The organism is Shimia sp. R9_2 (assembly GCF_017743735.1).
GTDB lineage: Bacteria > Pseudomonadota > Alphaproteobacteria > Rhodobacterales > Rhodobacteraceae > Shimia.
On record NZ_JAGHRO010000004.1, the window covers coordinates 428913 to 448471 of the forward strand.

Sequence of the window (19559 nt, forward strand, 5' to 3'; positions counted from 1 at the left end):
CATGATATGCCCGGCGGCCGGTCTCACGGCATCGCTTTCCCGCGCGCGGCGACCAACACATCATACCAATCCTGACGGCTCAGACGCACGTCAAACACCTTGGCGCTGTCTTTGATCCGCGCCACATTCTGCGTGCCGATCAGGGCAATAAGATTGCTGGGATGCGCCAGAACCCAGGCCAGCGCCACATGGTCCACGCCGACGGATTCGCGCGTGGCAATCCCTTCCAGCACAGTCAGCACGCGGGCCTCCTGCGTGCCCGCTTCCGGCTGATGCGCCGCCGTCAAACGGCCTCCACCAAGCGGCGACCAGGCCATCACCGCAAGGTTCAGCTCCTGCGCAATATCCAGCGTGCCATCTTCCAGCGGATCAATCGCCAGCGGTGAAAACTCCGGCTGGCTCGCGACCAGCGGAAAATCCAGCTTGCTCTGCAGCGCCCGGATCTGCGTGTGGGTGAAATTACTCACCCCCGCTTCCCGGATTTTGCCCGCCTGGCGCAGCTGCGTCAGCGCGTCCGCCACCTCCTCAAACGAGGCCAGCAGGTCCGGACGATGGATCAGGAAAACGTCGATGGTGTCGGTGCCAAGCCGCGCGAGTGAGCCTTCACAGCTCGCAATCAGGTTGGACGCGCGGCTGTCGTAAGGCACAGGCGGGTGAATGCCCGCTTTGGTCACCAGCACCGTGCGTGCGCGCAGATCTTTTTCCGCGCGGTAGACAGCGCCAAGCACCTCTTCCGCAGCGCCAAAGCCTTCGGCGCCAAATCCATAAATCGCCGCCGTGTCCACAAGGTTGGCGCCAATCTCCAGCGCCGCATGCACCTTCTGCGCCGCCTCTGCCGCTGTAGACCCTGCAAACCGCCAGCACCCATAGGCCAGCCGCCCGGTGTCAAACGGGCCAATTTTGGTCGTCTTTGCAATCTGCAATGCGTCTCCGGTCATGGCGGGCTCCTATGGTTTCGGCGGTGAGAGCCCGCCCGACATCCAAGCCGGACGAGCCATTGTCTGGATCAGATCATTCGAATTCGATGATCACATCATCCACCGCAAGGCTGTCGCCCGCAGCTGCGTTGATCTTGCTGACCACGGCCTTCTTCTCGGCCCGCAGGATGTTTTCCATCTTCATGGCTTCCACCGTGCACAGCGCCTGACCTTCCTGCACTTCGTCACCCACTTCCACGTCGACCTTCACGATCAGACCCGGCATTGGGCACAAGAGCATCTTGGAGGTGTCCGGCGGCAGCTTCTCCGGCATCAGCTTGGCAAGCTCGGCCTGACGCGGCGTGCGCACATGCACCTTCAGATCCGCACCACGGGTCCGCAGACGGAACCCGCCGGAGATTTTGCCAACCTTCAGCACCAGACGGCCATCCACATCAACCTCGGCAAGCTGGTCACCCGGTGTCCAGTCAGAGGCCACACGCAGCTTGCTGCCATCTTCAAACTTGACGGTAGAGCCTTCCTTGTCGGCCTTCACCTTCACGGCAAAGTCATGCCCCTGCAGGGAAACAACCCATTTCTTGCCGACACGGCGCTCGTGGTTGTCCATGCGGCCCGACACACGGGTGCGACGGATCTCTGCCACGCGATACATCGCCGCCGCAGCCGCCGCCACGCGCTTCAGCTGCGCCTCTGGCAGCTCCACGCCGTCAAAGCCTTCCGGATACTGCTCTTCAATGAAGGCCGTAGTCATATCGCCTTTGATGAAGATCGGGTGATCCATCACCGCGCTCAGGAACGGCAAGTTGTGGCCAATGCCTTCGACTTCAAAGCTGTCCAGCGCCACACGCATCGCCTCAATCGCCGCGTCGCGGGTCGGTGCCCAGGTGCAGAGCTTGGCGATCATCGGGTCATAATACATGCTGATCTCGCCGCCTTCATAGACGCCAGTATCATTGCGCACGACCTCATCACCCGCATCACCGGGTTGGGTGCCCGGGGTGTAGGCTTTGGTCTCCGCCGGTGGGCGGTAGCGGGTCAGACGGCCAATGGACGGCAGGAAGTTGCGATAAGGATCTTCCGCATACAGGCGGTTCTCAATCGCCCAACCCTGCAGCTTCACATCGTCTTGGGTGATGGTCAGTGGCTCGCCATTGGCAACACGGATCATCTGCTCCACAAGGTCCACACCGGTGATCAGCTCGGTCACAGGGTGTTCCACCTGCAGACGGGTGTTCATCTCAAGGAAGTAGAAGTTCTTCTCGCCATCCACGATGAATTCCACGGTCCCGGCGGAGGCATAGCCCACCGCTTTCGCCAGCGCGACAGATTGCTCGCCCATCGCCTTACGGGTGGCTTCATCAAGGAACGGGCTTGGCGCCTCTTCCACAACTTTCTGGTTCCGGCGCTGGATCGAGCATTCGCGCTCGCCCAGATAAACGCCGTTGCCATGCGCATCACACAGCACCTGAATTTCGATGTGACGCGGCTGGGTCACGAACTTCTCGATGAAGATACGGTCATCGCCAAAGCTGTTGGCTGCTTCGTTCTTGGAAGATTGGAACCCCTCGCGCGCTTCCTCATCATTCCACGCGATCCGCATGCCTTTGCCGCCGCCACCAGCGGAGGCTTTGATCATCACCGGATAGCCGATCTCATTGGAGATTTTCACGGCCTCATCCGCATCCTCGATCAGACCCATATAGCCCGGCACGGTGGAGACATTGGCGTCCTGTGCGATCTTTTTGGAGGTGATCTTGTCCCCCATCGCCTCAATCGCCCCTTTAGGGGGGCCTATGAAGGCCACGCCAGCCGCTTCCAGCGCCTCGGCAAATTTCGCGTTTTCCGACAGGAAGCCATAGCCCGGATGCACCGCCTGCGCGCCGGTCTTCTTGATGGCGTCCATGACCTTGTCGATCACGATGTAGGATTGGTTGGCGGGCGGCGGGCCAATATGCACCGCTTCATCCGCCATCTGCACATGCAGCGCCTGCTTGTCGGCGTCAGAGTAAATCGCCACCGTCTTGATGCCCATCTTGCGGGCAGATTTGATCACACGGCAGGCAATCTCGCCCCGGTTGGCAATCAGGATCTTGTCGAACATCGTCTCGTCCTTTTGGTCTTGTCAGGCCGCTTGCGCGGTCTGGTTTGGCAACAAAAAAGCCACCCGCCCGCGCAAACGGGTGGATGGCTTCGTTTTCGGGTTCGACTGACGGGCAGCCGAATATCTCAGAACTGATGCCGGGGCTGCGACAGCTGCCGCCGCCCGCGCTTCATCAGCACTTGTTGGAGAATTCTTTACAATAAACGACGTTGGCTGCGCTGCCGATGACCGCGCCAGCGGCGAGGCTGCCGCCCACGACCGCAGAGGCCGCAGTGCCTGCGCCCGCGCCGATGAGCGCCTGTTCGCCAAGGTTGTCGCCACAGGCGCCAAGCGCGGTGAGCGCACAGACGCCGAGAATTGCTGCTTTGATACGCATTGCTGAGTTTCCGATACCTGTGAGGGTCTTATGCCCTCTGCGTTTCTGCCTGCATCCGTCTGCCCGCTGCGCAACTCTTTGACAGCAAGCGCTCCCGCGGTTTCCGGCGCGGCCTCTGGCAGGCTCGGAACCGAAAAAACGGGTGATTCTGAAGGGACACGACAGAACCACCCGGAAGGGGAAGGGTAACGGAATACACTGTTACAGGAACCCGCCAGAACGGCGCATCCCACGGAAATCATGATGACACCAAATTTGGGGAACCAAAGCGCATTCTGCCCCGATGTGCCACAGTAGGCCGCATCCTGCTCAATCCGCTCACCCCAAGGCAACTTCCCGCCGACCGTATTTGGCAGGCGCAGCGCGGACTGGCGATCAACTGCCTTCACAAACACGCGAAAATTAGGAACCAATTGGTACACAAGTGCAGTTTCAAGAGGGGACCGATCACAATGGGCCAACAATGGCGTGGTCTGCATTTTCAATGCCTTACCCTTACGTAAGGCCCCTGCAGCGCGCACCTTCAAAAAACTGTCACAAAGCACTGAATTTTTGCTCACGCTGGCTCGCGGCGACGTCATTTCGACAATCCGCAAACCCGTGAAACGCATGGGGTGTTGCACGTCATTGAAAGGACCAGCCACATGAGCAAACCCAGACATAAACTCTTGACTGTCGCGGCATTGACCATAGGGACGACCGGCACTCTCGCGCAGGCCCAGGATCAAGGCACGCAGTCCGAGCTTGACGCGCTGCGCGCCCGCGTCGAGGCGCTTGAGGCCGGCAGCGAACCGGCCAGCACCGGCGGCGGCGACTTCAGCATTGGCGGCACCAGCGTCGACATCTACGGCTACCTGAAAGCCGACTTCTACTATGACACCGACTTCCGGCAGGGCGACACGGCCTTCCCGAATGCCATCGGGGAGCCAGCCAACGCCACCGACGGCAGCTTTGGCGCCACCGCGCGGCAATCCCGCCTCGGCTTCCGCACCAGCACCGACACCGGCATCGGCAATGTCTCCGGACGTCTTGAATTGGATCTGTTCGGCTCCGGCGGCACCGCCGAGCTGCGCCTGCGCCACGCCAGCGTGCAGTTGGGTGACCACTGGCTGATCGGTCAGGACTGGACCAACTTCATGCCACTGAGCCAATACCCCACCACGGTGGAATTCAACGGCCCCGTCGGCATCGCCTTCGCCCGTGTGCCGCAGATCCGCTACACCCACAGCTGGGACGCCCTGACCTTCAGTGCCTCCATCGAGGAAAACAACACCACCTCTGATGACCCGACCTTCACCTCGGCCCTGTCTTATGACACCGACCTCTTCAGCGCCCGCGTGGCAGGCCTTGCCGGCACTGTGCGCACCGGTGGACAGGACATCGACCAGAGCGGCTTCACCCTCTCCGGCGCGGTTCGTCCCTGGGCGGGCGGTCTGTTCCAGGCCACCTATGTTGACGGCGAAGCCCTCGGCCCGCTGCTCATCGGTGCAGGCAACGCCGCTGTCGGCGGTCAGGCCAATGACGTCTCCGGCTACACGCTGGAATTCCGTCAGGACATTGGCGAACGCTGGAACGTTGGCATCGCCTACGGTCGGGAAGACTACGACCTCGCCACATCCACAGGCACCCTGGCCTTTGACGAGCTGGAAACCATCCACCTCAACGCCTTCTACAAGGTGACGGATGATCTGACCTTCAGCGCGGAATACTTCATCGGGGAACGCAACGATGTGGCCACCGGGCGCACGTTTGACTCCGACCGTATCCAGCTGGCTGTGCAGCTGAACTTCTAAAGCGAAGCCATGGCCCTGCCCGCCCATCGCGGCAGGTGGGGCCATACCCATTGGGGGCAACGTGATATGTGCGCCCGGCTGCTGCATCAGTAGTCGTCTTCAAACGCGTCCGGGAAAGAGGCCCGTGCCACGGCCTCATCAATCACCATAAGCGCGTCATAGCTCTCCGGATCAAACGGATCGTCCACCGCGATCACCTCGCGCCCGAAAAGCCAGCTCAGACGCCCGGCATCCAGATTGCCGCGCTCAAAGGGCTGATCTCCGAAATGCTCCCAAAGCGCGGCCATAAAGGCCGTGTCCGCGCGCCGGTCAGCCGGTTTGCGGTCCTTGAAACGCTCTCTGCGGGTGATCGGTGTCACGCCGCGTGGGTTGGCGCGTCGAATTGTGAATTGAAAATCTGAACCCGGAAGACGCCCGGGGAAGCCGCGATGCTTGATCATGCCAGCGCTCCCTTCTGCTGAGGGAGCGGTATCCGCATCACCTGTTGTGTGGTGCAAGCAGGCCGCGCGGCCTGCTCACGAGTCGTGCGAATCGAAAGGCTGTGCGCCTTACTTGTATTTGCCAGTGTAGGCTGGCTCGGTTGAGATCGGCTCTGGGTCAACCACAACGAACTCTTCAATTGGTTCGTCTTGGCCGCAGGCCGCCACGAGGGCCACAAGGCCAATCGCGAGGAATGACTTGATGCTCTTGGACATCTGTTTCTCCACTTATCGTTTTCAGTATGGACAGGGCGTTTGCACCCTGCCTGCCTCACTGCCGCGGTGTTGCGACATGCGCGGAGATTATGGGATTGCGTTGTGAAAAGATAGGGATAGCGGTCGGCGTTCATGCGATGTGGCCACTTTGCCGCAACGTCGCACTGTGCCGCCAAATCCGCAACAATATCTAGTAGCGCCATCAGAAGCCCTCCCAGATACAGGTGCCGTCTTGCACGCTGAAAGCTTCAAAATACTGCTGGGCGAGATGGGTCATCACGCCGAATTCTGTTTCTCTGTCCGCCATGGATATGATCACCTGATCGACTTTTTCTTCGGAAACCGCCAGATACGGCACCGCGACGCCATTGCACAGGTGAAAGAAGTCCCCTTCGATCTCCGCAAAGGTCACGCCCTGCTGCATCACAGGCATGACATAGCGAAACCGCGCCACGCGGCTGGTGTCCGCACGGGTCTCAAACAGCACTTCATGTAGGGAAACTGTGTTACCGGAGGGCACAGCTGGAGCCTCCTCCAAAACTCCAGCTGTGGCCGCTGCACCCAAAAGGGGCCCTCCAAATGCGGCAAAAACAACGTGAGTCGCAGGCTTACACAGTTTTTTAACAAAAGCTCCAAAAAATGTGCGCAACGCGGAACTTTTTTTCACAATCCAAGGGTTTGAGGCGAAAATCGTCATGCTGCCACCCTTTTGTGTTGCGCGTGGCGCAGCCAGCGCGCGCGGCGCTTAGGGCAGTTCAGCACCTCAGAAATCTCGGCTTCCAGCTTTTCGCGCGCCACCGCACCAGCCACTGCGCCGCCAGCCTTGACCTGCAGCATGCCATCCACACGCGTCACCTGCACCACCGGCGCAAAGCCGCGCAGATCCTGCAACGCCCGCCACATATCCTGACGCACCTGCTGGGCAATCCGCAGCCGACCGGCATCCGGCAGCGTGGTCTGCACCGCCAGATCCCAGCGCACAGGCACACGCCGCGCAACCGTCAGCCGGTCGCCCTCGCGCAGAATATGCCAGCGCGCCTTGCTCATGCGGGCGCCTCCTCATCGGAGGTGTCAAACTCTGCTGGACTGATGATCTCGATCAGCTCCATATCATCGCTATGACGCACTTCGCGATGCTTGATGCCCGGCGGCTGCAGCACGCAGGAGCCTTCGCGCAGCACATGCTCGCCCTGCCCCTCATACTCAAACACCACCCAGCCCTTGGTCACATAGACCATCTGGAAATCCAGCTCATGGCTGTGCCAAGCCCCCGGGCTCTCCATCCCCGGCACCGCCCGAATGACATGCGCGCCAAACTTGCCTTGGGTGCCGTCCTTGATACCGAGATCCCGATACTCAAAAAACGCCCGCAGCCCCTGCCCGACGAACTTTCCGTCATCAGCATGGGAGATCGTAAACGCTTGATTTTTGAAGAGCTCAGTCATGATCAAACCGTCCCTTCGCAGGAACGGACACATTGTGCCCGCCCCCAAAGAGCGCGCGCGCACCCCATTGCCGAGGCCTGCCCAACACTGGGGAGATATGCGCGCACACTATCAGCCATCAAAGAACCTGAAACCACGGCAGGTATCTGTCGAAAAGCCGCCATACAGTTCGCCGCCAGCATCGCGCCAATCCATGTACAAGATGACCCGGTTGTATTTTGCGTCAGAGAATTGCTCACGTACTTTGCCTTGTGTGGCTTTGCACATCGCAACCATCTGCTTTTTCACAACGCTTCGCTTGCCCGGCACCGGCCCAGTCATCGCCGCAGCCACCAAAGGTTGCGCCGCTCGACGGGTTTGGGTGCTGGCACCGTCATCACGCGAACGCGTGGTGACGATGGCGCTCTCCTCAATGGTGACGACACAGCCTTTGGTGCCACCGCCAAGATCAAACGCCTGCACGCCCCGGCAGGATTGGCTCTGCGCCGCAACCGGCAATGAAAGCAATGCGCAAGAAGCAAAGATAAGCGATCTCATATTCAACTTTTCCCTGTATGGATTTTCAATGAATCCACTTCTAGCGCATTACAACGGAATGTTGTCGTGCTTTTTCCAAGGATTTTTCTGCTGCTTATTGCGCAGGCTCGCGAAGGCCCGGCACACGCGCTTGCGTGTGCTCTGCGGCATGATCACCTCGTCGATAAAGCCACGCTCTGCGGCCACAAACGGGGTCGCAAACCGGTCTTCATAATCCTTGGTGTGCGCCGCGATCTTCTCCGGGTCATTCAGATCCGCACGGTGGATGATCTCGGTGGCACCTTTCGCGCCCATCACCGCGATTTCCGCTGTGGGCCAGGCGTAGTTGAAATCGCCGCGCAGGTGTTTGGAGGACATCACGTCATAAGCACCGCCGTAAGCCTTACGGGTGATCACGGTCACCTTCGGCACGGTCGCTTCACCATAAGCAAACAGCAGCTTTGCACCGTGTTTGATCACGCCGCCATATTCCTGTGTGGTGCCCGGCAGGAAGCCCGGCACGTCCACCAGCGTCAGGATCGGAATTTCAAAGCAGTCACAGAAGCGCACAAACCGTGCGGCCTTGCGGGAGCTGTCGATGTCCAGACAGCCCGCCAGCACCATCGGCTGGTTGGCCACCACGCCCACGGTCTGGCCTTCCAGACGCATGAAGCCGGTGATGATGTTCTTGGCGTAATCTTCCTGAATCTCGTAGAAATCGCCTTCGTCCGCCACCTTATGGATCAGCTCTTTCATGTCATAAGGCGTGTTCGGATTGTCCGGGATCAGCGTATCCAGGCTTTTCTCGATCCGGCCCGGCTCGTCAAAGAACGGGCGCACAGGCGGCTTTTCGCGGTTGTTGAGCGGCAGGAAGTCGACCAGACGGCGCACTTCGGCAAGTGCTTCTACGTCGTTTTCAAACGCACCATCCGCAACAGAAGATTTCTTAGTGTGGGTGCTTGCGCCGCCCAGCTCTTCTGCGGTCACAACCTCATTGGTCACGGTTTTCACCACATCCGGGCCGGTCACAAACATATAAGAGGTGTCTTTGACCATGAAGATGAAGTCGGTCATCGCAGGCGAGTACACCGCGCCACCGGCACAGGGCCCCATGATCACGCTGATCTGTGGCACCACACCGGAAGCCATCACATTGCGCTGGAACACCTCGGCATAGCCCGCCAGAGAGTCCACACCCTCCTGAATACGCGCGCCGCCGGAATCGTTCAGACCAATGATCGGCGCGCCGTTCTGCACCGCCATCTCCTGAATTTTGCAGATCTTCTGCGCGTGGGTTTCAGACAGCGAGCCGCCAAACACCGTGAAGTCCTGAGAGAAGACATAGACCATACGGCCGTTGATGGTCCCCCAGCCGGTGATCACACCGTCGCCTGCGGGCTTGTCTTTCTCCATGCCGAACTCGGTGCAGCGATGGGTTTTGAACATGTCAAACTCTTCAAAGCTGTCTTCATCCAGCAGAAGCTCGATCCGTTCCCGCGCGGTCAGCTTGCCTTTGGCGTGCTGACTGTCGATCCGGCGCTGACCGCCGCCAAGGCGTGCAACCTCACGACGCTCTTCCAATTGCTGCAAAATATCTTTCATGGCAGTCCCTCATGATCTCTCTTGCGCACCACCCCGACTGCTTGGCTTTTGCCGCCAGACCACCGGAAAACACAGGCGCACACCTCGGTTGAACGATACCATAAGAAGGACATCCCCGCGGCAAAAGCTTTATTCGGCAAATTTGCAAATCAGATGAAACTCCGTGGGTGCGAATTGCAAATCCGCAAATTCTTCACATCTGAAATTTCTTCATGGACATTGAAAGGGGCCCCCCCTACCTCTTAGCCCATGAACAGCCAGACCCGCGGCACTTTCCTGGACCGCACCACGCCACCAAACATCATCACCTTGATCCTGCTGGCCGGGGTCTCTGCGCTGTGCATGAACATCTTCCTGCCAAGCCTGCCCTCCATGGCGACCTACTACGGCACGGATTACGCGGTGATGCAGCTTTCCATCGCGGTCTACCTCGCGGTGAACGGCGTGCTGCAGATTGTGGTCGGGCCGATATCTGACAAGTTTGGCCGCCGCCCGGTGATCCTCTGCGGCATGGTGATTTTTCTGCTGGCCACATTGGGCTGCATCTTTGCCCCCAATGCCGCCACCTTCCTGACCTTCCGCATGCTTCAGGCGGCGGTGGTTGTTGCTATGGTCCTGACCCGCGCGGTGGTGCGCGATATGGTCTCTACCGATGAGGCAGCCTCCATGATCGGCTATGTCACCATGGGCATGACCGTGGTGCCCATGCTCGGCCCCGCCCTAGGCGGCGTGCTGGATGCGGCCTTTGGCTGGCAGGCCAGCTTCTGGATGCTCTTTCTTGTGGGGCTGGCGATCTTCTGGCTGGCCTACCGCGATCTCGGTGAAACCAAATCCGCCAGCGGTCTCAGCCTTGGAGAGCAGGTCCGCCAATATCCCGAGCTGCTGACTAGCCCGCGTTTCTGGGGCTACTCGCTGGCCAATGGCTTCACCTCCGGCGCCTTCTTTGCCTACCTTGGCGGCGCGCCCTATGTGGCCACGGAACTTTTTGGCATGACCTCCTCACAAATGGGCATCTATTTTGGCGCTCCTGCAGTGGGCTATTTCATCGGCAACTTCCTGGCAGGCCGCTACTCCGCACGCATCGGCGTGAACCGCATGGTTATGGCGGGCTGCCTGATCTGCGGCCTTGGCATCGCCACCTCACTGTCGATCTTCTACATGGGCTATGGCTCCGCCGAGGTGTTCTTTGGCTTCATGAGCTTTGTGGGTATCGGCAACGGGCTTGCCATCCCCAACGCCACCGCAGGTGCTTTGTCCGTGCGCCCGCAGCTGGCAGGCACCGCCTCCGGCCTCACCGGCGCGATCATGATTGGCGGCGGCGCGGCACTCTCGGCGCTGGCAGGCACGTTGCTGACACCGGAAACCGGAGCCTTCCCGCTGCTCTGGCTGATGGTGGCCACCGCAGGCTGCGCGGTGCTGGCCATCGCCCTTGTGATGCTGCGCGAAAAGCAATTGCGCCTCTGAGCGCGCGCCACACCTCTGCGCGTCAAACCTGCACCGCCCCATCGTCGCACCCTGCAAAATCCCGCTGGCGCAGCGCGGTTTGCAAAGCTATCTTTGCAGCTATGCAAACCGGAGGACCACGGGAGGACCACTGTGCCAACGCAAAAGCTCTACGCAGGCGCAAAGCTACGCGAAATCCGCACGCGGCTGACGCTCACACAAAAGGACTTCGCCCAGAAACTCGGCGTCTCCCTGCCCTATCTGAACCAGATGGAAAACAACAATCGTCCGGTCTCCACCACGGTTGTGCTCGCTCTCGCACAAGAATTCGGGCTGGACGTGACAGAGCTCAGCACCGGAGACAGCGAGCGCCTGGTCTCTGACATGCGCGAAGCCCTGGCGGATCCGGTCCTTGCCGAAACCTCCGCCCCGCTGGCCGATCTGCGCCTCGCAGCGTCCAATGCGCCCGCGCTGGCCCGCGCCTTTCTGGAGCTGCACCGCGCTTACCGGCAGACCCACGAACGCCTCGCCTCTCTGGACGAAGCGCTTGGGCGTCAGGACGTGCAGATGCAGTCGAGCCCGTGGGATGAGGTGCGCGACTTCTTCCACTACTGTGACAACTACATCGACGCGGTGGACCACGCCGCCGAGCGCTTTGCCCAACAGGCGGTCGAACACGGCGGCGTCCGCGCCGCTGCCCTTGCCGCGCTGCGGGAGGCTGGCATCGCCGTGTCCTTCACCGATGTCGACCACCTGCGCGCCTTTGATGCGGACACCCAGCGCCTGCAAATCTCACGCTACGCCCAGCCTGAAACCCAGACCTTCCAGCTCCTGCTGCAAGTCGCCCTGCTCCAGCACGGCACTTTGCTTGAAGCCACGCTGGATTTCGCCCGCTTCCAAAGCGACGCCGCCCGCTCCATCGCCAAGATCGGCCTTGCCAACTATTTCGCGGGTGCAGCCCTCATGCCCTACGGCATCTTCCTGGAGGCTGCGCGCGACACGCGCCACGATCTGGAGCTGCTGGCCAACCGCTTTGGCGCTTCCATCGAACAGATCGCCCACCGGCTCTCCACCCTGCAGCGCCCCGGCAACAAGGGCATCCCCTTCTTCTTTGTGCGTGTGGATCAGGCCGGCACCATCACCAAGCGCCACTCCGCAACCCGCCTGCAGTTTGCCCGCTTCGGCGGCGCCTGCCCGCTCTGGAACGTCCACCGCGCCTTTGAGACCCCCGGCCACTTCCTGCGCCAGCTTGCCGAAACCCCGGACGGCGTCCGCTATATTTCCCTTGCGCGGGATGTCTCCAAATCCGGCGGCCACTTCGGCGCGCCCGTGCGCCGCTACGCCATCGCGCTTGGGTGCGAGATCCGCCACGCCGATGCCCTGGTCTATGCCGACCATATGGAGCTCGACAACCCGCAGGCCTTTGAGCCGATCGGCATCTCCTGTCGGATTTGTGAACGCACACACTGCCATCAGCGCTCCGTGCCGCCGCTGGAGCGTCGCCTGACGATTGACGAGAACCGTCGCGATGTGCTCCCCTACGACGTGGGCTGACCCAAAGCACGGCCTAAACCCGCCGCACGGCTCACCAAAGCGTGAGCCATGTTGCACCCCAAGGGGGAGACCCAGCCCCCTGTGAGCCACACGCGCTGCGTGCGCATCACACAACCCTCTGAAATAGTTATATTTCCCAAAACTCGCGCCCAGTTTGAAAATCGTTCAATGGCGCGGTCACACATTTTCTTTTGAGCTTGTGAAATGACAGTTGCCCCCGCGCTGTGCAGCTTGGCCCCACGACACAACAACACGATTAGCAAGACAAAGGGCCAGTCTCATGTTCACCCGCTCTCTCCTCGGCGCAGCGCTGCTCGCCTCCACAACACTCGCAGCTCCAGCCTTCGCCAACGATTGGTATGTGCAGGGCTCCCTCGGCTACTCCCTCGCGGATGACGCCAACCACTCCGGCATCATCGGCGGCGGCACCCAGAACGTGCGCTCCGATCTTGACGATGATCTGGCAGTCGGCATCTCAGTGGGCCGCGGCATCACTAGCTTTGGCAACGGCCTTTCCCTGCGCGGCGAAGTCGAACTCTCCTACCGCTCCAACGATGTCACCGCCGTAGACTTCAGCGGCAACGGTGCCGGTGCAGAAGCCAACCCCGCTGGCGACATCTCCGCCACCTACCTGCTCGGCAACCTGATCGTTGACGTGGAAACCAGCTCCAAGTTCACCCCATACTTCGGTGCCGGTGTGGGTGTTGGCTTCTTTGATCAGGACATCTCTTACGGCAACGGCGTTACCATCCGCGGCGATGACGAAGTCTTCACCGCCCAGCTGATCGCAGGCACCTCCTATGACATCAACGAACAGGTCGCTCTGTTTGGTGATGTGCGCTACACCCGCGGCTTTGACGTCACAGGCACCCGCACCTCCCCGGGTGGCACCGCCAGCGTGTCTGACGACCTGTCCAACACCTCCGTGAACCTGGGTGTGCGCTTCAAGTTCTAAGGCAAGCACCTTGTTCACAGTGTTTCATGAAATGCGCCCTAATATGTCATGAAACACGGATACGCTCCGCCCGAGTCCCCTCCGGCGGAGCGTAGCTTTTTAGCAGATGGCCAAAGCTCAGTTGGCTTTCAGATAGGCGTAAATCTCATCTTTCAGCGCACCGCGACGCTTGCGCAGATCCACTTCGGCCAGCTCTTCGCGCGGCGCCACGTTGGTTTCTGCAGTATGCACCTTGCGGTTGATCTCATGATAGTCCGCCGCGAGCTTTGCAAAATGCTTATCGCTCACTTTCAGCGCGCTCATCTTCTCTGCAAATTCAGGGAATTCTTCGGCCAGCTCATGTGGGGTGTTAGACATGCTGTTCGCTCCTTTTTCTTAGGTCCGGCAGCACCATACCAACGAAAATCGGGGCCAACTTTGACCCCGATCAAATCCGCACGACAAATACAGTTTTTAGCGCACACGCCATGTCACCTAAGGTAGAGCCGTGCGCGCAGGCTTTCAGAGCCTCAGCGCTGCGCCACCTGCCACTCAGGGTGGAACCATGGCGCCGCATTTGAGGATGCCAGCTGACGTCCCAGAATGTGATCCGAGGCCTTCTCCCCCGTCATGATCGACGGCCCATTGAGATTGCCGTTGGTGATGCGCGGGAAGATCGAGCTATCGGCCACGCGCAGCCCATCCACCCCGATCACGCGGCACTCATTGTCCACCACCGCCATCGGATCATCCGCGCGGCCCATCTTACAGGTACCACAGGGGTGATAGGCGCTTTCCGCATGCTCGCGAATGAAGCCATCGATCTCATCATCACTCTGCAAATCCGCACCCGGCTGGATCTCATGTTTCACAAAAGGCTGCATCGCCTCTTGTGCAAAAATCTCCCGTGTCAGGCGAATACAGGCGCGGAAATCCTCCCAGTCCTGCTCGGTCGACATATAGTTGAAGAAGATATCGGGCGCTGCCTTCGGATCAGAGGAGGACAACGTGACTTCGCCGCGCGACGGCGAGCGCATCGGTCCCACATGCGCCTGAAAACCGTGCCCTTCGGCCGCCGCCTGCCCGTCATAGCGCACCGCAATCGGCAGGAAGTGATACTGGATATCCGGATAGGAAATCCCCGCACGCGAGCGGATAAACCCGGCCGTTTCAAACTGGTTGGACGCGCCAAGGCCCTTCTTGGTGAATAGCCACTGCGCCCCAATGAGGCCTTTGCCAATCAGGTTCCAGTATTTGAACAGGGTGATCGGTTGTTTACAGGCCATCTGCATATAGACCTCAAGGTGGTCCTGCAGGTTCTGGCCCACGCCCGCGCGGTCCGCCACCACCTCAATGCCATGCTCCGCCAGATGCGCCGCAGGGCCAATACCCGAAAGCATCAACAGCTTTGGCGAGTTGAGCGAGCTTGCCGAGAGGATCACCTCGATATTGGCGCGGATCACCTGCACCTTACCGCTACGCTCGATCTCCACGCCCACGGCGCGGCCGTTTTCCATCACCACCTTGCGCGCCAAGCCACGCACCAGATCGCAGTTTTCACGCTTGAGCGCAGGCTTGAGATAAGCATTGGCTGCCGACCAGCGCTGGCCCTTGTAAACGGTCATATCCATCGGGCCAAAGCCCTCTTGCTGCTGACCGTTGTAGTCGTCAGTGACCGGATAGCCCGCCTGACGCCCCGCCTCGACAAAAGCCGCATGCAGCGGGTTGTTGCGCGGCCCGCGGCTGATGTGCAGCGGCCCATTGGCCCCGCGCCAGTCCGGATCGCCCCCCTGCCCGCTCTCATGCCAGCTTTCCATGCGTTTGAAGTAGGGCAGCACATCCGCATAGGACCAGCCGTCCGCGCCGCTCTCGGCCCAATGGTCATAGTCGCCAGCATGCCCGCGCACATAGACCATGCCGTTGATCGAGCTTGAGCCGCCAATCACCTTGCCACGCGGGCACACCAATGTCCGCCCGCCCAGGTGCGGCTCCGGCTGGGTTTTGTAGCCCCAGTCATACATCCCCATGTTCATCGGATAGCTCAGCGCCGCCGGCATCTGGATCAGCGGCCCGGCATCCGTGCCACCGTGCTCGATCACCAGCACCGATTTCCCGGCCTCGCTCAGACGATACGCCATGGCGCAGCCCGCAGAGCCCGCTCCAACGATCACATAATCAGCCTGCATAGTCATTCTTCTCCGACAGAGGGGCGTCCGCGCGGGCCGCGTTTAGTAAGGCGCTTCCACGTCGCCCATGCGCACGTAGACCGACTTCACCTGGCTGTAGTGATTGATCGCTTCTTTGCTGTTCTCCCGCCCAACGCCGGAGTTTTTCACTCCGCCAAACGGCGCTTCCACAGGGGCGTCGTTGTAGGAGTTGATGAAACAGCTGCCCGCATCCAGCAGACCAATCACACGGTGTCCACGGGTCAGATCAGAGGTGAACACACCGGCAGACAGTCCAAACTCGGTCGCATTGGCGCGCGCAATCACCTCTTCCTCGTCGTCAAAATCCAGCACCGACATCACCGGGCCAAAGATCTCTTCGCGCGCGATGGTCATCTCATCAGTGACATCAGCAAAGACGGTGGGCTCAAGGTAGAAGCCCTCGCGATCCATCCGCTTGCCGCCGCATACCAGCCGCGCGCCTTCCTCTTGGCCTTTCTCCATAAAGCCCTGCACAATGTTCATCTGACGCTCAGACACCATCGGGCCAAAGCTGGTGACCTCATCCAACGGATCGCCGATCACCGCCGTGCCCAGACGCTCTGCCAGACGGGCTAGGAATTTCTCTTTGATGCCCTTTTGCACAAACACCCGCGTGCCGTTCGAGCAGACCTGACCGGAACTGTAGAAGTTGCCCAGAATGGCCCCGCCCACAGCGTTTTCCACATCTGCATCATCAAAGATGATCAACGGAGACTTGCCGCCCAGCTCCATGGTCACGTGCTTCATATGGCTCGCGGCGGCGGCATAGACCTTCTTACCGGTGGGCACGGAACCGGTCAGGCTCACCTTGTCCACGCGCGGATCATTCACCAGCGCGCCGCCCACTTCGCCCATGCCTTGAACTACGTTATAAACCCCCGCAGGCACACCGGCCTCATGCAGGATTTCCGCCACTTTCAAGGCACACATCGGGGTGGTTTCTGATGGCTTGAACACCATCGCATTGCCACAGGCCAAGGCAGGCGCGCCTTTCCAGCAAGCAATCTGTGTCGGATAGTTCCACGCGCCAATGCCCACACAAACGCCCAGCGGTTCGCGCACGGTATAGACCCAATCTTCGCCCAGCGGAATATGCTCACCGGTCAGGGTTGCGGCCATACCACCAAAGTATTCCAGCGCATCTGCACCGCTGGTGGCATCTGCCACACTGGTCTCCTGATAAGGCTTGCCGGTGTCATAGGTCTCCAGCACGGAAAGCTCGTGGTTGCGCTCCATGATCATCGCCGCAGCGCGGGTCATGATGCGGCCGCGCTCCCGACCGGTCATCGCCGCCCAGATCTTCTGCCCCGCCTTGGCGCTCTCCAACGCCTGATCAATGATCGCCGGCGTCGCCGCATGCACCTTGCCAATCACCTCACCGGTAGCCGGGTAAATGATGTCGATCTGCGCCCCTGTGGTGTCCTCCACATAGGCCCCATTGATGAAATGACTGGCGGTTGGTTGCAGCTGCATGGCCGGCTCCTTTGGTGGCACACCCTCAGATCAGACAGGCACGCGGAATCTCAATTGGGCGCGACCGTAGCACCGCTCGATCATTTTTTAAATGGTCATTTCATTTTTTTATTGAAACAACAACATTGCTCCCGCCCACCAGCACGTTAAAGTGGCACCATGGGCCGAACACGTATCCGCGACATCCGACATGAGGAACTCATCACCGCCACCATCACGGCGGTGCACAAACGCGGCTATGCTGTTGTCACCATGGCGGAAATCGCTGCCGAAGCCGGGGCTTCCGCCGCCTCGATCAACTATTATTTCGGCTCCAAGGAAAAGCTGATGGAGGCCACCATGCGCCGCCTGCTTTCTAAGCTGAAGGATGCCATGCTGGAGCGTTACGCCACCGCCAAAACTCCGCATGAGCGCCTGATGGCGGTGATTGACGCCAACTTTTCGGATCGGCTTTTCACCATCGAGCAATGCTCAATCTGGATGCAATTCTGGGCCAACGCGCCTTATGCGCCCTCTCTGCAACGGCTGCACCGCATCAACCGCGCCCGGGTGAATGCACATTTCCGCGCCGAGCTGCGCGCACTGGTGCCGGATTCTCGCCGCGAAACCATGCGCGAAGCACTCCAATGCTACATGGATGGGGTCTGGCTTGAGGCCGCGCAATCAGATGCGCCACTCAACCCGGCCCAAGCCCGTCAGGAAGCGCGTGAAGTCGCCGATCTGATGCTGCGCTCAAACGCCTGACCTGTCGCCCGAAGGCGGCACTTTACCAGCGCTCTCTAGGCTGCTCCAATTCACCTTCGAGGCATCGAAAACCTGTAAGAAGCCAAAGACACATCCGCTTCTTACAGGTCAAAAATACCCAAAGCGCCTCACTCTCCGCGCGGGAACCGCTGATTTTCTTCCACCACATTCAGATCCATGTGATTGCGCATATAGCGCTCAGAGGCTTTTTGCAGCGGCTGATAGTCCCACGGGTAGTAGCCGCCTTCCCGAAGCGCCTCATAAACCACCCAGCGCCGCGCCTGACTTTCCCGCACCGCCGCATCAAACGCCGCCAGATCCCAACGCGCCTCTGATTTGGCGCGCAATGTCTGCACCGTGCCCTGATGGGCCGCCACTTCGGCCAGATTGGTCAGCTCATGAGGATCGGCCTCCAGATCAAACAGCTGATCAGGGTCGAGCGCACAGCGGTTGTACTTCCACTTGCCATAGCGCAGCGACACCATCGGCGCATAAGAGGCTTCCGCCGCATATTCCATCGCCACCGGCGTATCCCGCGTGCCACCCTGCCCCAGATGCACAAGGCTTTCGCCTGTGGTCCAGGGCATGACCTCCTCCATACTCACCCCCGCCAGATCACAGAGCGTCGGGCAAACGTCGATATTACTTACTGGCGTTGTCACCAGCCCCGGCTGCATCTGCGGCGCCGCCACCATCATCGGCACCCGGCTTGAGCCTTCATAAAAGCTCATCTTGAACCACAGCCCCCGCGCGCCCAGCATGTCGCCGTGATCACTCACAAAGAGGATGATGGCCTCCTGACGGGTCGCCTCCAGCGCCTCCATCACCTCGCCAATCTTGTCATCCAGATAGCTGATATTGGCAAAATAGGCCCGACGGGAGCGGCGCACATCTTCTTCAGTGATGTCAAAACTGCGCCAGTCATTGGCATCAAAGATCCGCTTGGAATGCGCGTCCTGCTCCTCATAGGGGATCGGCCCCACCTCCGGCAGCAGATGCGCGCAATCCTCATAAAGGTCCCAATATTTCTTGCGCGCCACATAGGGATCATGCGGGTGGGTGAAGCTCACTGTCAGACACCAGGGCCGTTCATCATGCCCCCGCGCCAGATCATAGACCTTGCGCGTGGCGTGATAGGCCACCTCGTCGTCATACTCCATCTGGTTGGAGATTTCCGCGACACCGGCCCCAGTGACGCTGCCCATATTGTGATACCACCACTCAATCCGCTCCCCGGGCTTGCGATAATCCGGCGTCCAGCCAAAATCCGGCGGATAGATGTCTGTGGTCAGGCGCTCTTCAAAGCCGTGCAGCTGGTCGGGGCCGACAAAATGCATCTTCCCTGACAGGCAGGTCTGATAGCCCGCGCGGCGCAAATGGTGCGCATATGTGGGAATAGAAGAAGCAAACTCCGCCGCATTGTCGTAAACCCGCGTGTCGCTTGGCAGTTGCCCGGTCATAAAGCTGGCCCGCCCCGGCGCGCACAGGGGGCTGGCGGTATAGGCGTTCTGAAACCGTGTGGAGCGCGCCGCCAGCTTTTTCAGGTTCGGCGCATGCAGCCACTCTGCAGGCCCATCGGGAAACAACGTCCCATTGAGCTGATCCACCATAAAAATCAGAATATTGGGGCGGGTCATTTGGGGTCCTCCTGTTGCCGGCTTTGCGCGACACTAGGCGCGCGCCCACCCATGGCGCAATCTCAAAGGCGACACCGCAATGTCGCGACCTGTGAGCGCTC

General features: G+C 60.2%; 19 protein-coding genes. 5 read left to right on the top strand and 14 right to left on the bottom strand.

Features of this window, described 5'->3' with window-relative positions; translation table 11 throughout:
- Nucleotides 1–23: 23 nt before the first annotated feature.
- The 3 genes from J7400_RS12995 to J7400_RS13005 all read right to left on the bottom strand — a co-directional run bounded on the left by J7400_RS12995 (nt 24) and on the right by J7400_RS13005 (nt 3415).
- On the bottom strand, nt 24–938 hold the full coding sequence (locus J7400_RS12995) for an aldo/keto reductase (RefSeq protein ID WP_209063875.1): 915 nt from the start codon (nt 936–938) through the stop codon (nt 24–26).
- 73 nt (nt 939–1011) lie between these two features.
- Nucleotides 1012–3039: an acetyl/propionyl/methylcrotonyl-CoA carboxylase subunit alpha gene (locus J7400_RS13000; protein WP_209063877.1), complete on the bottom strand. Its 2028-nt coding sequence runs from the start codon at nt 3037–3039 to the stop codon at nt 1012–1014.
- A 172-nt stretch (nt 3040–3211) separates the two neighbouring features.
- Nucleotides 3212–3415, bottom strand: coding sequence for a hypothetical protein (locus tag J7400_RS13005; protein WP_209063879.1), 204 nt, complete (start codon nt 3413–3415; stop codon nt 3212–3214).
- A 644-nt stretch (nt 3416–4059) separates the two neighbouring features.
- On the opposite strand from J7400_RS13005, the gene J7400_RS13010 reads away from it, so the two are divergent.
- Nucleotides 4060–5208: a DcaP family trimeric outer membrane transporter gene (locus J7400_RS13010; protein WP_209063881.1), complete on the top strand. Its 1149-nt coding sequence runs from the start codon at nt 4060–4062 to the stop codon at nt 5206–5208.
- Nucleotides 5209–5294: 86 nt separating this feature from the next.
- Here the strand turns inward: J7400_RS13010 and J7400_RS13015 are convergent, their stop codons facing one another.
- The 7 genes from J7400_RS13015 to J7400_RS13045 all read right to left on the bottom strand — a co-directional run bounded on the left by J7400_RS13015 (nt 5295) and on the right by J7400_RS13045 (nt 9466).
- Nucleotides 5295–5648: a hypothetical protein gene (locus tag J7400_RS13015; RefSeq protein ID WP_209063883.1), complete on the bottom strand. Its 354-nt coding sequence runs from the start codon at nt 5646–5648 to the stop codon at nt 5295–5297.
- Nucleotides 5649–5756: 108 nt separating this feature from the next.
- Nucleotides 5757–5903 carry a hypothetical protein gene (locus J7400_RS13020; RefSeq protein ID WP_209063885.1) on the bottom strand — a complete coding sequence of 49 codons (147 nt, stop codon included), beginning with the start codon at nt 5901–5903 and terminating at the stop codon, nt 5757–5759.
- Between the two features lie 202 nt (nt 5904–6105).
- Complete coding sequence (locus J7400_RS21200; RefSeq protein ID WP_247738778.1) at nt 6106–6600, bottom strand: DUF6497 family protein; 495 nt, start codon at nt 6598–6600, stop codon at nt 6106–6108.
- Nucleotides 6597–6950 carry a hypothetical protein gene (locus J7400_RS13030; RefSeq protein ID WP_209063890.1) on the bottom strand — a complete coding sequence of 118 codons (354 nt, stop codon included), beginning with the start codon at nt 6948–6950 and terminating at the stop codon, nt 6597–6599. The genes J7400_RS21200 and J7400_RS13030 overlap by 4 nt, the downstream gene beginning before the upstream one ends.
- Nucleotides 6947–7348: a cupin domain-containing protein gene (locus J7400_RS13035; protein WP_209063892.1), complete on the bottom strand. Its 402-nt coding sequence runs from the start codon at nt 7346–7348 to the stop codon at nt 6947–6949. The genes J7400_RS13030 and J7400_RS13035 overlap by 4 nt, the downstream gene beginning before the upstream one ends.
- A 111-nt stretch (nt 7349–7459) precedes the next feature.
- Nucleotides 7460–7885, bottom strand: coding sequence for a hypothetical protein (locus J7400_RS13040; RefSeq protein ID WP_209063895.1), 426 nt, complete (start codon nt 7883–7885; stop codon nt 7460–7462).
- 48 nt (nt 7886–7933) lie between these two features.
- Nucleotides 7934–9466, bottom strand: a complete 1533-nt coding sequence (locus J7400_RS13045; RefSeq protein WP_209063897.1) for an acyl-CoA carboxylase subunit beta — start codon at nt 9464–9466, stop codon at nt 7934–7936.
- Nucleotides 9467–9715: 249 nt separating this feature from the next.
- Between J7400_RS13045 and J7400_RS13050 the strand changes: the two genes are divergently transcribed.
- The 3 genes from J7400_RS13050 (at nt 9716) to J7400_RS13060 (ending at nt 13418) form a co-directional block, all read left to right on the top strand.
- Complete coding sequence (locus tag J7400_RS13050) at nt 9716–10930, top strand: multidrug effflux MFS transporter (protein WP_209063898.1); 1215 nt, start codon at nt 9716–9718, stop codon at nt 10928–10930.
- A 132-nt stretch (nt 10931–11062) separates the two neighbouring features.
- Complete coding sequence (locus J7400_RS13055) at nt 11063–12463, top strand: helix-turn-helix transcriptional regulator (RefSeq protein ID WP_209063899.1); 1401 nt, start codon at nt 11063–11065, stop codon at nt 12461–12463.
- 280 nt (nt 12464–12743) lie between these two features.
- Nucleotides 12744–13418 (top strand): outer membrane beta-barrel protein, encoded by a 675-nt coding sequence (locus J7400_RS13060; RefSeq protein WP_209063900.1) that lies wholly within the window; start codon nt 12744–12746, stop codon nt 13416–13418.
- 117 nt (nt 13419–13535) lie between these two features.
- On the opposite strand, the gene J7400_RS13065 is transcribed toward J7400_RS13060, so the two are convergent.
- From J7400_RS13065 to betB, 3 genes are all read right to left on the bottom strand, one after another.
- Entirely contained in the window at nt 13536–13775 is a 240-nt protein-coding gene (locus J7400_RS13065) for a DUF465 domain-containing protein (RefSeq protein ID WP_209063901.1), read from the bottom strand.
- Between the two features lie 152 nt (nt 13776–13927).
- Complete coding sequence (gene betA / locus J7400_RS13070; protein ID WP_209063902.1) at nt 13928–15583, bottom strand: choline dehydrogenase; 1656 nt, start codon at nt 15581–15583, stop codon at nt 13928–13930.
- Between the two features lie 42 nt (nt 15584–15625).
- Nucleotides 15626–17077 (bottom strand): betaine-aldehyde dehydrogenase, encoded by a 1452-nt coding sequence (betB, locus tag J7400_RS13075; RefSeq protein ID WP_209063903.1) that lies wholly within the window; start codon nt 17075–17077, stop codon nt 15626–15628.
- Nucleotides 17078–17236: 159 nt separating this feature from the next.
- Here betB and betI point away from each other — a divergent pair, with 159 nt between their 5' ends.
- Nucleotides 17237–17821, top strand: a complete 585-nt coding sequence (gene betI / locus J7400_RS13080) for a transcriptional regulator BetI (protein WP_209063905.1) — start codon at nt 17237–17239, stop codon at nt 17819–17821.
- 128 nt (nt 17822–17949) lie between these two features.
- Here the strand turns inward: betI and betC are convergent, their stop codons facing one another.
- Nucleotides 17950–19458: a choline-sulfatase gene (gene betC / locus J7400_RS13085; RefSeq protein ID WP_209063908.1), complete on the bottom strand. Its 1509-nt coding sequence runs from the start codon at nt 19456–19458 to the stop codon at nt 17950–17952.
- Nucleotides 19459–19559: the final 101 nt, after the last annotated feature.